The organism is Sorangium sp. So ce295, from assembly GCF_051527405.1.
Taxonomy (GTDB): domain Bacteria; phylum Myxococcota_A; class Polyangia; order Polyangiales; family Polyangiaceae; genus Sorangium; species Sorangium cellulosum_B.
This window is the reverse complement of sequence record NZ_CP150324.1, coordinates 7,748,181-7,761,664: the sequence shown is the minus strand read 5'-3', so window position 1 is coordinate 7,761,664 and position 13,484 is coordinate 7,748,181. Positions and strand designations below refer to the sequence as shown.

The following is a 13,484-nucleotide window of genomic DNA, read 5'->3' as shown; positions in this document are numbered from 1 at the left end:
GATCCGCCTGCGGCACCCTGGCCGGCGCGCGTGCGTGGCCCTGCCTAGCGTGACGGATCGCCCAACCTGGGTCGGCTCGCCCAACCTGAGTCGGCTCGCCCAACCTGGGTCGGATCGCCCAACCTGGGTCGGATCGCCCAACCTGGGTCGGGTTGCCTGCCGGATCGCCCAACCTGGGTCGGGTCACGGTCGTCCGGGTCGGATCGCCGAACCTGGGTCGGGTCGGGGTCGGATCGCCGAACCTGGGTCGGGTCGCTCCAACCTGGGTCGGGTCGCTCCAACCTGGGTCGGGTCGCCCCGGGTCGCCCCGCCCCCCGAACCCGGGTCGGGTCGCTGCCGGCTCTGCTTCTTGCGTACCTGAGCAACCGTTCGCCGGGCGCCACGGCACCCCCGCCCTCGGCGGCCCGGAGCCAGCGCGAGGTGCCGCGGAAACCGCGCTTCTCCCAGGGCGATGACGCGTGGCATCGCCGATGCTTCGGACGCGATCGCGAAAGTCCATCCACTCTCCAACGGGAGTTGAACCATGTCCGTCTCGAACGCCCCTCTCACTGGAACCCCCGAAGCTCGCCGGCCCGCCCGCGGCTGCGAGCCCGACGCAGGCGCCAGTGTTCGGGACGAGTTCCTCACGCTCGCGTCGCACGAGCTCCTGACGCCGCTGACCTCGCTCAACTTGCAGGTGCAGCGGATGAAGCGGCTGAGCGAGCAGCGGGCGGAGGATGGGTCAACGTGGGTCGCCTCGCTCGAGGTCGTCGGCCGGCAGGTCAACCGGCTCACCCGCCTCTGCGATGACATGCTCCAGGCGATCCGGCTCCGATCGGGCCCGCTCGATCCCGAGCGCGAGACCGTCGATCTCGGCGCGCTCGTCCAGGAGGTGATCGCCGGGCTCCCGGTGGAGCTCCGCTCCCCGTCCTCCACGATCTCCATCGACGCGCCGGAGGGCGTCGTCGGCCGCTGGGACCGCGAGCAGATGGGACGCCTCGTGTTCCATCTCGTCAAGAACGCCATCCAGTTCGGCGCGGGCCGGCCGATATCCATCGAGGTGAAGGCCTGTCCCGGCGGAGCGGAGCTCCTCGTCCGCGATCGAGGCGCGGGCATCGCGGAGGAGGACCAGGCCCGCATCTTCAGGTGCTTCGAGCGCGCGGGCGGCGTTGTGCACTTCGGCGGCCTCGGGCTCGGGCTCTACATCGCGCGCGAGATCGTGCGCGCTCACGGCGGAACCATCGGCGTGGAGAGCTCGCCGGGCTGCGGCTCGACGTTCCTGGTCGAGCTCCCCCTCGAGCCCGAGCCCGCCAGTCGGGCCGCCATCTCGCTCGCTCCCTGACACCGTCGCTCCCTGCGACGCCCGTCCACACGCCGTCACCCTCCCCATCCCCTCGTCGAGCGCCCGCCCACACAGCGAGGCGCCGCGCACCCCCGCCATCCACGTGAGCTCACCGGTCGCGCGCGGCGCGCCCGCCGCCTCGTGCGGTCCGCAGCGCAGGCACGCGCCCGCGCGACCTGTCCGCTCGCCGCGAGATCTCGAGATCTCCCGCCTCGCAGAGGACGCCAACACCCGTCGACTACGGGGCGCGCCCTCCCTGGCACGCAATCCATTGCTCGATCGTGTAGCGGGCCGTGCGCTCCTCCCCGATCGCGCGGCCAGCGCGCCGATATCCCCGTGGATCTGCGTGAGCTCCGCCGGCACGAGGTGTGCTCTGGCTCACGTGAGAGCTAGGGCCAGATAGGCAATCCGCGTTCGACGAATGCTCGATCGAAGCGGAGCCGATCGATGGGGCGTCGTCGTGGCGCCCGCGTCGCAGGGGAGAACCATGAAGATCGAAGCGACCAGCGACCTCATCAGCATTGTGCTCGGCAAAGGTCACCCCACCATCGTCTCGGAGGCTGCGAAGAACACCGAGGCTCACGGCGCGCGTCATCCCATGAGCGCGCGACCCGCCGGCCTCGCGGAGCTCGACGGCGAGAGGGCGCCTTCCGGCCGCACCCCCGCCCCTCGCTACCAGAGCGCCGTGACCCAGCCGGCCGCCGGCCTCGCGAAGGCGCCGGAGCTCCTCGCCGCGAAGCAGCGCGTGCTGTCCGGCAGCAGGCTACCTGCGGCCTCGGTCCGCTTCGCCGGGCCTGCCGAGATCGACGTCTTCCTCGGCGAGCTCGATCAGGCGATCCGTCCTTTCGAGGACTGCTTGCGAAAGGCAGGGGCCCGACACGGCGACAGGGCCGCCCAGCTCAAGGCCATCATCAAGAAGGCTTCGATCCAGACCAGCAAGACCCGGTTCGAGTGCCCCCGGGACATGGCCGAGTTCGACGCCAGGCTCGAGCGGATCGTGCGGACGGGTGAGCCCATCGTGCTGGCCATGCCGGAGGGCGGCGGCAAGGTGCCAGTGCCGCTCAAGACAGGCAGGTTCGGCCGGGGGCCCGATTTCGCCGAGTTCCTCGGCATCAAGATGCGAGCGGCGCTGGCGCGCGTCCTGCGCGAGTTCCACCCTGGCGGCGCCCACGTGGTGGTCGTTCCGGACACGTGCCTTCACACCCGCGACATGGGCTTCTGCGCGGACGAGGTCCGGAGCCACCTCGAGCAGCTCTGGCGCGATCTACCCCGCCTCGGCGTCCGTGACGAGGTGATCGTCGCCGATACCCTCGCGTACCTGCCCGCGGACTGGGCCAGCGTCGTCGAGCGCAGCGCCGCGGAGGTGGTCGCCTCGATCGCGGACGATGAAGCGGTGAGGGAGGCGGCCGCCGCCCAGTCGCGATCGCTGATGTTCATCAAGGACTGCGGCCTCTCCGACGAGGACGAAGCGGTGCTGTTCTATGCCGCCGTGGCCGGGCACCCGGACGGGATCCCCACCGCGCTCGCCGCCCGGGCCAGGGCCTTCCAGGCGGCGACGGACGAGGTGACGCCCCTCTACATGGCCATCAACCATCATGGCATCCGGGGCCTCGGCCTGATCGAGCGGGTTGTCGACGGGCTCGGCTTCTCGAGCGCCAGCTACCTCCGCGCGAGCGTCCACGCCAAGCCCGGCTGTCCGCGGCCCGCCCTCAGCGTCTTCCATGCCCTGGCGCCGGTCGCCCTCTTGCCGATGCACGCCCTCGGCGTGCGCGTGATCGACGAGACGCCTCGCTGGGGGCTCTCGTTCGATGTCGTCGGGCGGATGCGCGGTTGGCAGGCCGTCTGCGAGGCGACCTCCGGGCGCTTCCTGTTCTATGAAACGACGCAGGAAGGCGTGGAGATGGGCGGCGCCTGTGCCGAGCGGGCAGCCGCGTGACGGCGCCGCGGAGGCCGGCGGGGACGCCGGCCTCACCCCCTGTCCAGGAACCGAGGAGGACCCGCGTGCAAGAGTTCGATACGATCGTGGTCGGCGCCGGCATCACCGGCCTCTACTGCAGCTTTCGCCTCGCCCAGCGGGACCCCGGCCGCACCGTCGGGCTCTTCGAAGCCTCGGAGCGGTTCGGGGGTCGGATAGAGACGGTCGACCTCGATGGTTTCCTCGCCGAGTGCGGCCCCATGCGCTTCGAAAAGCGCCGGCAGCGCCTGCTGATGGGGCTGCTCGACGAGCTCGGCCTGAAGACCAGGCCGTTCACCCCGTATGCGGCCGAGCCCGTCCAGGGGCAGCGGTTCTCCCTCGCCCCCGACGAGGCCGGACCCGCTCATCGCCCCCACACGACGCTCGAGCTGATGAAGCTCGGTATCCTGAGGATCTTGAAGGATACCCCGTGGGCGAGCCCCGGCAACCCGGACGACCCCAGGGACGAGGAGCACCGGGAGTGGCTGAGGCGCCTCGCGGAGGACGACTATGCCAGCATGCGCCGCGGCGCCAGGCTGGGAGGCGACTTCCTCTACGAACAGGGGTTCTGGAACGCGCTGAGCGACGTCCTCAGCCACGGGGCCGTGCTCGCGATCCGGGATCAGGGCACGTTCTTCCACCTGATCCCGGAGAACCCCAACGCCATGGACTGGATCGTCTTCTGGCTTCGCGCGCTGTCCAGCGAGGGGGAGGGGGACGCCTCGCTCGTCAGCATCGAAGGCGGCTCCCGGGCGCTACCCCTCGCCCTGGTGCGAGAGCTCGAGCGGCGCCCCGAGCAGGTCGCCATCCACCTTCGCCACGCGCTCACGTCGCTCGCGGCAGCGGAAGGAGGGAAGATCCGCCTGCAGTTCGCCCGCGGCGCGGAGACGGTGGAGGCCGTCGCGAGGCACGTGATCCTCGCGTTGCCCCGTAGCCCCCTGATGCGGCTTGCCGGCTGCTTCTCCCGGGAGATCCAGCGGGATCTCGACGCGGTCTTCGGGTTTCCGCTCCTCAAGTGCTTCCTGGTCACGGACGCGCCGTGGTGGACGGGGCGCACGCCGCCCCACAGGAACGCGTCGCTGATGCCCGCCAGGGAGGTCCACACCACCTACCGCGAGAGCGACGGCAAGGGCATGATCATGCTCTACACCGATCGACCGGCCACGGAGTTCTGGAAGGTCTATGTCCAGGGCGAGGCCCACGATCGCGCGGAGATCGACGGCAGCGAGGCGCTGAAGCGGCAGCTCCTGAAATACCTCGGCGTGGACCTCCAGGACCCGGACGGACAGCAGCGCGCCGCCGGCACCGTGACGACCTGGGCCATCCGGGACTGGAGCCGGGAGCCCTACGGGGCGGGGGCCCATACCTGGCGGCCAGGCGTCAGGTCGTGGGAGGTCCTCGAGAGGCTGAGGGCGTTCGACCTCCCCGGCAGCAACGCGCCTGTCGGCAGCGTCCATGTCTGTGGCGAGGCCTACTGCGATTATCAAGGGATCGAGGGCGCGCTCCGCTCGGCCGAGAGCGCGCTCCAGACCGTGCCCTGATCGTCGATGCGGCGCGCGCTAGGGCTCCCGGGGAGGCGCGTACCCGAGCCGCTTGATGCCGAGCGCCTTGAGCTTGTACACGAGCGTGCGCAGCGGCATGCCGAGCGCGCGCGCCGCCTCCGTCTGGTTCCCGCTCGCCTTGCGGAGCGCCTCGACGATCAGCTCGGCCTCGCAGCGCTGGAGCCGCGTCTTCAGGTAGTCCCCGCCCGGGGGCGCGGCGGTGAGCTCTCCGACCTGGTACGGCAGCTCCTTCTCCGCCTCCGCCGCCGGCTCGGAGGAGGGCGCCGCCCGGGCGCGCTCTGGCAGATCCTCCTCGGCGATCCACTCGCCCTCGGCGATGACCACGGCCCGCTCGATCGCGTTCCGCAGCTCCCGCGCGTTCCCCGGCCAGGAGTACGCCCGGAGCCGCGCGAGCGACTCGGCGTCGAAGCCGCGGATCGACCGGCCGTTCGCCTGGTTCGCCTGGTCGAGGAAGCGCAGCGCGAGCGGCTCGATGTCCTCCGGGCGCGCCCGGAGCGGCGGGATCGTCATCGTCATCGTGTTCAGGCGGTAGAACAGATCGCTGCGGAACGCGCCGGACGCGCACATCGCCTCGACGTCGCGGTGGGTCGCCGCGACGACGCGCGCGTCGACGTCGATCGGCTTGTTCGAGCCGACGCGCGTCACCTGCCGCGTCTCGAGGACGCGCAGGAGCGCGGCCTGCACCGCGGCCGGCAGCTCGCCGATCTCGTCGAGGAAGACCGTCCCCCCGTCCGCCGCCTCGAACACCCCTCGCTGCTGCTGCCACGCCCCGGTGAACGCGCCGCGCTCGTGGCCGAAGAGCGTGCTCTCGACGAGCTGCTGCGGGATCGCCCCGCAGTTGACGCACACCATCGGCTTGCCGCTCCGCGGGCCGCTGTCGTGGATCGCCCGCGCCACGACCTCCTTGCCCGTCCCCGTCTCGCCCAGCAAGAGGACCGGGATCGACGAGCGCGAGACCCGCTTGACGATCTCGAAGACGCGGCGCATCGCGGAGCTCACGACGACCGGCTCGAAATTGCAGGTGCCCGGGCTGCTCTTCCAGGTCCCGCCCGGCGCCGAGCGCACCGGCTGCTCCACCGTCGCGCTGCGCACGGCGCTCCAGCACCGATCGAGCAGCTCCTCCGCCACGGTCCCCGCGTCGGGGAACGTCGCGAACCCCGCGAGCACGACGGGCGACCCGCCCCCGGGCGGCGCGGCGAGCGCGCGCGCCACGTCGAGCGCCACCTCGGCCCCGGCCTCGAGCAGCAGCGCCGCCACCACGTCCGAGCTGTAGAGCGCGATCCGGTCCACGGGGCGCAGCAGCGCCCGCACGCGCGGGAACAGGTGGCTCACGTGGGCGCCGGGCTGGCGGGCGACCCGGGCCATCACGACGGCGAAGCTCCGCCCGAAGTACCGCGCGCGCTTCACCTCCTCCTCGAGGGCGACGCGGAGCTGCTCGTGGCTCATCAGCCCTGGCAGCTCGTCCTCGGCCGCCGTGATCGAGCGGACGGCGACAACCACCTTGCCGAGGATCACCTCCTCGCCCGGCTTCACCTCGCCTCGCGTGATGCGCTCGCCGCCGAGCCAGGTGCCGTTGGTCGAGCGCAGATCCTCGATGACGACCTTGTCGCCGGACTGGGTGAAGCGGGCGTGCTCGCGCGAGAGGCTGACGTCGCCGATCTGGACCTGCGACGGCGGCGCCCGGCCGATCACGACCGGCACGCCCGGGCTCAGCACGGCGCGCTCGGCGCCGTCGCGGTGGTAGACGAGCAGGGCGACGCGTCGATCGTCCTGCCTGACACCCTGGATCGCATCGATGAAGCTGCTCGATAGCGGCGTTGTCTCCGGGCCGATGTCCGTCTCGCGAATGCCTGCCACGCTGCTCACCCCCTTCTCACACGACCTCGCCCCCGGGCTCGCGGGCGGCGCGTCGCGCGCGCTCCCGCGGCCTGCGCCGGCGAGCCCGCTCGCCCGCGCTCCAGGCAGGCGCTCGCTGACGCTGAATTGCGCACCAGCACGGGCGTCTCCGGCGGGCGGCGACGCACCAGCTTGTCCATCAGGGTCCGGTGTTCATGAAGCGCATCCCACGCACTCCGCGCCCCCAACGCGTCCAATGCACTTGGCGCACCTTGCAATTCAAGCACCACCTGGGTGTCGAGCTCGCTGGTGACAAGGAGACCGTGTTCCTGATCGGCGAGCGCGAGCGCACCATGCTCCGCGGCCGTGTCGTTCACCTCCTGGGGCCGCTCCTCGACGGCCGGCGGACGGCGGACGAGCTCGTCGCCGTGCGGGCGGTGGGGGGTGGCTCGAGCGGGCGAACCGGGAAGAGGAGCTGAACCCTGTGCCGCTGGTCGTCTAGAGCGACAAACGGGTCGAAACCCCGAGAAAAAGCAGAAATTTCACAGGGAGGCGAGGAGGCGGGGAGCGAGAGACGGTAAGAGGGAGAAATTCATTTTTTTTCTTCCTCCCCGCCTCCTCGCCTCCCTGTGAAATTTCTCCGGGTTTCAACATGATTTGGTGTTCTAGGCCAGGTCCGGGGGATCCGGCACCGGCAGAAGAGGAGATGTCCCGTGCGCGACGGCTATCGCATCCTCGACGCGGATCGTCACGTGATCGAGCCGCTCGATCTGTGGAAGGCCCACCTCGAGCCGGAGCTCCGCGCTCATGCGCCGTACCTCGCGTACGCCGGCGAGGGCGAGCCCCTGGCCGACCGCGTGGCGCACCTCGGACCGGAGGGGTTGCTCCGGCTCCCCCCGCAGCCGATGGTGGACGGCCGGCCGGTCCATCACCGGATGAGCGCGCGGACCTGGCGCGCGATCGCCGCTGCCGGCCGCCGGCGGCTCGGGGCGCTCGCGTCGCTCGGGCCGCTCGAACAACCGCGAGCGCAGCTCGACGACATGGATCGCGAGGGCATCGACGTGGCGTTCCTCTACCCGACGCTCGCGCTGGCGATCCTCGGCATGACCCCGCTGGAGCCTGCGCTGGCGAGCGCGCTCGCCAGCGCATACAATACCTGGCTACGGGGCTTCTGCGATCACGACCCCTCGCGCCTCCGGGGCGTGGCCCTGATGAGCCCGCACGATCCGGCGCAGATGGTGCCCGAGCTCGCGCGCGCGGCCGCGCTCGGCTTCCGCGCCGTCGTGCTCCGGCCCAACCCCGTCGCGGGGCGGACGCTGGGCGACCCTGCTTATGAGGCGTTCTGGGCCGAGTGCGAGCGGCGCTCGATCGCTGTCGCCATCCACGAGGGCACGCACGCCTCCTTGCCGGCGGCCGGCGCCGATCGCTTCCGTAGCCGCTTCGCCTTGCACGCCTGCTCGCACCCGATGGAGCAGATGATGGCCTTGCTCGCGCTGATCGAGGGCGGCGTGCTCGATCGCCACCCCGGCCTGCGGGTGGCCTTCCTCGAGGCCGGCTGCGGGTGGCTGCCTTACTGGCTCTGGCGCCTCGACGAGATCGAGTATCGGGGCCTGGCCGAGGAGGTCGCGCCGCACGTCCGCCGCGAGCCGTCCGCGTACTTCCGCCGCCAGTGCTTCATCGAGATCGAGCCGGACGAGCCGTGCCTGGAGCAGGCGATCCCATGGCTCGGCGAGGACAGGGCGATCTTCGGGACGGACTTCCCCCACATCGATCACGACGCAGGCATGGTGGAGCGGGCGCTCGCGCTCCGCCGCAAGCTCCCCGGAGAGAGCCTCCGCAAGATCCTTTGGGACAATGCCGCCAGCTTCTACGGCGTCGAAGGATGACTCAGCAGATGACGCCGGACGACCCGGGGTCGCTCGCGAGCTCGGCCAGCGCGACGGGCTGATCCTCCAGCTCTGGCGGCGGCGGGACATACAGCGTGATGGCGCCCGCCGAAGGGTCCCAGCCTCTGCGCTGCTCGCAGAAGCGCAGCGCGTCGCTGCCCGGCGAGCCTGGCTCGCGCGCCTCGCGGATGGTGAGGTCGATCCCCGGCGGCAGCCCATAGCCGCAACGAGCCATCAAGAAGCCCCGCGGGTCGCTCTTCAACCGATCGAGCTGCGTCGGGTCTTCCCAGCAGATCGCGACGGCGCAGAGCCACGCTCCTTCCAGCTCCAAGAGCCATTCCTCCGTCACGCCTCGCTCGCGCCGGGGGCGCGCCTCTTCGTCGAGACGCGCGGGATGGCTGTCGGTGTTCGGCATTCTGGACATGTACTTGGATGATTGATGGGAAAACATGGCCACCTCCAATCGCCGGTGCCGCAGCCCCTGGCATGGGATATGGAGCTCATTGAACCAGCGCCGCGCGCCGTCGAGCCCCTCCCGCATCCAATGCAACTCGACGAAAACGCGATGAAGGCGCCCGGGGTGGCGCCGAGGCAGGTCAATCGGTCATCTCCTGGAGCAGCGCTCGCGCCTCGGTAAAATCGGGAAGATCTGTACACTCCACAGGCCAGTCGGTAATCTCCCTGAGCAGACGGCGCACCTCATCGCGCCGGCCCTGTTGCGCGAACATCCGGCTGAGCGCCAGCGTCGAGCGCAGCTCGAACATTCGCGCGCCCTGCTCGCGCGCGATGGCGATCGATCGCCGCAAGCACCGCTCGCTCTCCTGCTCCGCGCTGCCACCGGAGGCGCGGAGAGACAGCGCCTTCATGCGGTAGAGCTCCGGGAGGTAGTACACGTCCCCCGAGTCCTCGGCGAGCAGAACGCAGCTCGCGAGCTGCTCGAGTGCGGCCTCGTGCTGTCCGCGCTCGGCCTCGAGCTCCGCCACGAGGGAGAGCCAGTACGGCAGGCCTGTCTTCTGGCCGGCGTCCCGGATCACCTCGACGTGCTGCCTCAGCTGCTCGAGATCGCGCTGCGTCCAGCAGCGCAGGGCCCAGCAGTGCACCTTGAACCATAGCGGATGATGCTCTGTCAGCTGGAGGATGGAGTCGGTCACCGCGGCGACCTGCGCCCGTTCGCGGCCATAGTGGTAGACGCCGGCCAGGTGGAGCAGCGCCATCCCGAGGCTGTTTGGGTGGTCGAGCTCGCGTGCCCACGCCACCGCGGCCTGGCCGTGGGCGAGCGCCTGGGCCGGACTGCCCATCAGGTAGAGCACCACCGCGAGCGTGTACTGGCCCCAGACCTTGACATCGACGCCATAGAAGAAAGCCTGCTCCCGATGTGCCTGAGGGTCGTAGAGCGCGATGCCGCCATCGAGTTCCTCGCGGGCCTCTGCGAGCTTTCCTTCGAAGAACGAGCACTGTCCCAGCAGCACCATCGACGAGACCAGCTGCGCGGCGTCCTGCGACCGCCTGGCCAGATCGAGCCACCGCTCTGCTATTGCCCGCGCCTCGGGGCGATGGCTCCGCATGTGGTGATACCAGAACATCGCCCACAGCGTCGGCGGGGTCATCGAGCTCTCCCCGAGCTCGTCGCTCAGCTCCTCGCAGCGATGGACCGCCGCCTCGAGCTCCTTTGGCATGTACCCGCGCCGGCCGATGAGCGCCAGGATCAGCAGGCTGTTCAGGCGCAGCTCCGCCAGCGCGCGCTCCCGCGCGTCCGCGATGGCCGACAGCCAGCCGAGCGCCTGCGTCACATGGACGATCGCCTCGGTGTCGTCGGCGTTCGCGGGCCGCTTCAGCGCGCGCTCCGCCGCGATCTCCGCGTACGCGATCGCCCGCTCCAGCTGCTCGGCCGCCGCGTGGTGGTGCGCGAGCAGGTTGGGCCGCGCCGCGACGATCTCGGGGAAGCGCGCCTCGAGCGTCCGGGCGATGATCGCGTGCACCTTCCGCCGGCTCCGCTTCGAGAGCGACTCGTAGGCCGCGTCCCGGATGAGCACGTGCTTGAACTGGTACGTCGGGTTGTTCAGCCGCCGCTTCCTGTGGATGAGATCCGCGGCCATCAGCCGCTCGAGGTCCTCCTGGACCTGCTCCCCGTCGAGCGCGGACACGGCGCAGAGCACGTCCTGGCAGAACTCCCGGCCGAGCGCCGCGGCGATGCGGGCCGTCTCCTTGGCCCTGCCGAGCCTGTCGAGGCGCGTCATAAGGAGGCCCCGCAGCGTCGTGGGGATCGCGAGCGCCGAGAGCGGCTCGGCGAGGCGGTAGTGGTCCCCCTCCTCCACGAGCGCCCCGGACTCGAGCACCATCCGCGTCAGCTCCTCGACGTACAGCGGGACGCCGTCGGTCCGGTCGACCACCTGCGCGAGCACGGGCCCAGGCAGGGCGCGGCCGCCGGCGAGGCGCGCCACCAGGTGCTCGACGTCCGATCGATCCAGGCGGCTCAGCTGGATCTGGAGCATGCTCGACATCGACCAGGGCGGCGAGAACTCGGGCCGCGCCGTGAAGACCGCCATCAGCCGCGCCGAGGGCACGTCGGCGATCATCACGGCCAGCCACTCGAGGGTCGTCGGATCGGCCCACTGCAGGTCCTCGACCATGAACAGGACGGGCTGCTCCTCGGCCATGTCGAAGAGCATCGTCACGAGCACGTTGAGCGTCCGCTCCTTCTGCCGCGGCGGCGGGTCCAGCGGGGCGGCGTAGCGCTCGTCCAGGGGGATCGACAGCAGCGCCGCCAGCAGCGGCACCATCTCCGAAAGGTCGAAGCCGCGGCGCGAGAGGAGCGCCTCGAGCCGGGCGAGCCGGCGCCCCGGCGCGTCGTCCCGGCCCGTCTCGATCAACCGCTCCAGGAGCTCGATCAACGGGTAGAGCGCGCTGCTCCGCTGATCGGGCACGCAGCGGCACTCCAGGCAGCTGTGCCGCTCGCCGCGGAGCCGCCGGGCGAGCTCCCCGGTGAGGCGCGACTTGCCGATCCCGGGGCCGCCGGTGACGAGGATGCTCTGCCCGATGCCCTGCCGGACCTGGCCCCAGCGCTGGAGCAAGAGATCGAGCTCCTGGCTCCTCCCGATCAGCGGCTCGGTGTCGCGGCCGGCGATGTCCTGGTCCTGGGCCGGGGGAGGGATCTCCTGCCCCATGCGGTAGATCGCCAGCGGGCGCGCGACGGACGAGAGATCGGGCGGCGCCATCGGCTCGAGCGCGAACCGGCTCCGGAGGAGCCTGAAGGTCTCGCCGCTGACCACGACCGTGCCCGGCGCCGCGGCCGCGCTCAGCCGGGCCGCGATCTGCGGTGTCGTCCCGAGGTGCTGTGTGTACCGATGGATCTGACCGGCGACCACGAGGCCGGTGTGGAGCCCGATCCGGACCTCGAGGGCCACGCCCCGCGCCGCCGTGAGCTGCGCGCTGCGCATCTTCACGTCCGCCACGACCTCCAGCGCCGCGCGGGCGGCGCGCCGGGCGTCGTCCTCCTGCGCGGAGGGATAGCCGAAGTGCAAGAGGACCTGATCCCCCAGCGCGCCCGCGAAGCGCCCCCGGTGGCGGCGGGCGATCTCGGCGCAGGCGTCCTGTTGCTCGTCGAGCACATCGTCGATCTCCTCGACGTCGGTGGTCTTCAGCCCCGGGCCCGAGGCCGTGAAGGTGCAGCAGACGACGGTGAGGGGCCGCCGCTCGCCGTCGGGTCGCTCCAGCGCCGGTCCCTCTGGCCCCGGCGGGGCCGGCGCGTCCACGCGCCGGGGCGTGGCCGGAGACGGCATCGTCTCGGCCGCCGCATGGTCGCTCGGCAGCGCCCGGGGCTCCCCCGAGGGCGCGTCGAGCGGCGCCGTCTCGCTCGCGACGCGGCGCCACGGGCTCGCGTCCTCCGCGCCTCGGGTCGGGGCGGGTGGCGAGCGCGGCGCTCGCGCGGCCTCGACGAGGTCCTCGCGGCTCAGCGTCTCCACGTCGCAGGCCTCGAGCTCGCGCAGCAGGCTCGAGGCCGTGACGACGCGCGCGGCCATGTCCTTGAGGGTCGCGCGCCGGAGCAGCGCGCCGAGCGGGTGCCCGAGCAGCGCCGGGGGGATCGGGATCGGCTCGGGGCTGGCCTGCCGGAAGAGCACCTCTTGCAGCGATCTGCCGGTGATCGACGGCTTGCCGGTGAGGCACTCGAGGAAGACGAGCCCCCAGGCGTACAGGTCCGAACGCACGCTCACCGGCTGTCCGAGGAGCTGCTCCGGCGCCGCGTAGGCCGGCGTGCAGAGGATCTCGTTGCTCGGGGTGAGCTTGGGATCCACGCCCTCCATGGCCCCGGCGATGACCGCGCCGATGCCGAAGTCGAGCACCAGCGCGTTTCGCCGCGCGCCGGTCGAGACGATCATGATGTTGCTGGGCTTGAGGTCGCGGTGGACGACGTTCTGCCCGTGGGCGCAGCCGAGGGCGTCGAGGACCTGGAGCATCAGGTACCGCGCCTCGCGCGGATCGAGGGCGATCTCGCTGGCCAGCACCTCCGCCAGGTTCTGGCCGGGCACGAACTCGAAGATGGTGTAGAGGGTGCCGTCGTCCGTCTGTCCGGCGTCGATGAGCCGGACGATGTTGGGGTGGTGGAGCTGTGCGCAGAACCGCGCCTCCTGGTGGAAGCGGGCGCAGCGCCGCGCGACGTCGGCGGATTTGCTGCCCCGGATCGGGTGCATGACCTTGATGGCCACGGCCTGTCCGGTGGCGAGCTGACGCCCCTTGTAGACGTCGGCGAAGCCGCTCTCGCGCAGCGCGGAGACGATCTCGTAGCGCTGCTGGAACACGGCGCCCGCGGCGATGGCGCTGTGGCTCATCCCATCTCCCTCCGCCGGGCGGCCCGGCGCGACCGGGGGAGCGGGCGTGATCCGGAAAGGGCGGCGCGCTGCGCCGGTCGTCCCGCCTCATCGATGAAG

At 71.4% G+C, this 13,484-nt stretch carries 8 protein-coding genes; 5 read left to right on the top strand and 3 right to left on the bottom strand.

Annotated elements, in window-relative coordinates; genetic code table 11:
• Nucleotides 1-523 precede the first annotated feature (523 nt).
• From WMF11_RS29400 to WMF11_RS29390, 3 genes are all read left to right on the top strand, one after another.
• Nucleotides 524-1,321: a sensor histidine kinase gene (locus WMF11_RS29400; protein WP_437541823.1), complete on the top strand. Its 798-nt coding sequence runs from the start codon at nt 524-526 to the stop codon at nt 1,319-1,321.
• 487 nt (nt 1,322-1,808) lie between these two features.
• Entirely contained in the window at nt 1,809-3,257 is a 1,449-nt protein-coding gene (locus WMF11_RS29395) for a hypothetical protein (protein ID WP_437973053.1), read from the top strand.
• 65 nt (nt 3,258-3,322) lie between these two features.
• Complete coding sequence (locus WMF11_RS29390) at nt 3,323-4,816, top strand: flavin monoamine oxidase family protein (protein WP_437973052.1); 1,494 nt, start codon at nt 3,323-3,325, stop codon at nt 4,814-4,816.
• Between the two features lie 18 nt (nt 4,817-4,834).
• Here the strand turns inward: WMF11_RS29390 and WMF11_RS29385 are convergent, their stop codons facing one another.
• Nucleotides 4,835-6,694 carry a sigma 54-interacting transcriptional regulator gene (locus tag WMF11_RS29385; protein ID WP_437973051.1) on the bottom strand — a complete coding sequence of 620 codons (1,860 nt, stop codon included), beginning with the start codon at nt 6,692-6,694 and terminating at the stop codon, nt 4,835-4,837.
• A 251-nt stretch (nt 6,695-6,945) separates the two neighbouring features.
• On the opposite strand from WMF11_RS29385, the gene WMF11_RS29380 reads away from it, so the two are divergent.
• Together WMF11_RS29380 and WMF11_RS29375 are read left to right on the top strand one after the other, a co-directional pair.
• Nucleotides 6,946-7,152: a hypothetical protein gene (locus tag WMF11_RS29380; RefSeq protein WP_437973050.1), complete on the top strand. Its 207-nt coding sequence runs from the start codon at nt 6,946-6,948 to the stop codon at nt 7,150-7,152.
• A gap of 234 nt (nt 7,153-7,386) precedes the next feature.
• A complete protein-coding gene (locus WMF11_RS29375) occupies nt 7,387-8,559 on the top strand; it encodes an amidohydrolase family protein (RefSeq protein WP_437973049.1) in 1,173 nt (390 codons plus the stop codon).
• Between the two features lies 1 nt (nt 8,560).
• On the opposite strand, the gene WMF11_RS29370 is transcribed toward WMF11_RS29375, so the two are convergent.
• A complete protein-coding gene (locus tag WMF11_RS29370; RefSeq protein WP_437973048.1) occupies nt 8,561-8,974 on the bottom strand; it encodes a BMA_0021/BMA_0022 family TOMM bacteriocin in 414 nt (137 codons plus the stop codon).
• A 181-nt stretch (nt 8,975-9,155) separates the two neighbouring features.
• Entirely contained in the window at nt 9,156-13,385 is a 4,230-nt protein-coding gene (locus tag WMF11_RS29365; protein ID WP_437973047.1) for a TOMM system kinase/cyclase fusion protein, read from the bottom strand.
• Nucleotides 13,386-13,484: the final 99 nt, after the last annotated feature.

Bases quoted from the DNA above. Each gene is read 5' to 3' on its own strand.
- WMF11_RS29400 (WP_437541823.1), top strand. From the start codon at position 524: ATGTCCGTCTCGAACGCCCCTCTCACTGGAACCCCCGAAGCTCGCCGG.
- WMF11_RS29395 (WP_437973053.1), top strand. From the start codon at position 1,809: ATGAAGATCGAAGCGACCAGCGACCTCATCAGCATTGTGCTCGGCAAA.
- WMF11_RS29370 (WP_437973048.1), bottom strand. From the start codon at position 8,974: ATGCCGAACACCGACAGCCATCCCGCGCGTCTCGACGAAGAGGCGCGC.
- WMF11_RS29365 (WP_437973047.1), bottom strand. From the start codon at position 13,385: ATGAGCCACAGCGCCATCGCCGCGGGCGCCGTGTTCCAGCAGCGCTAC.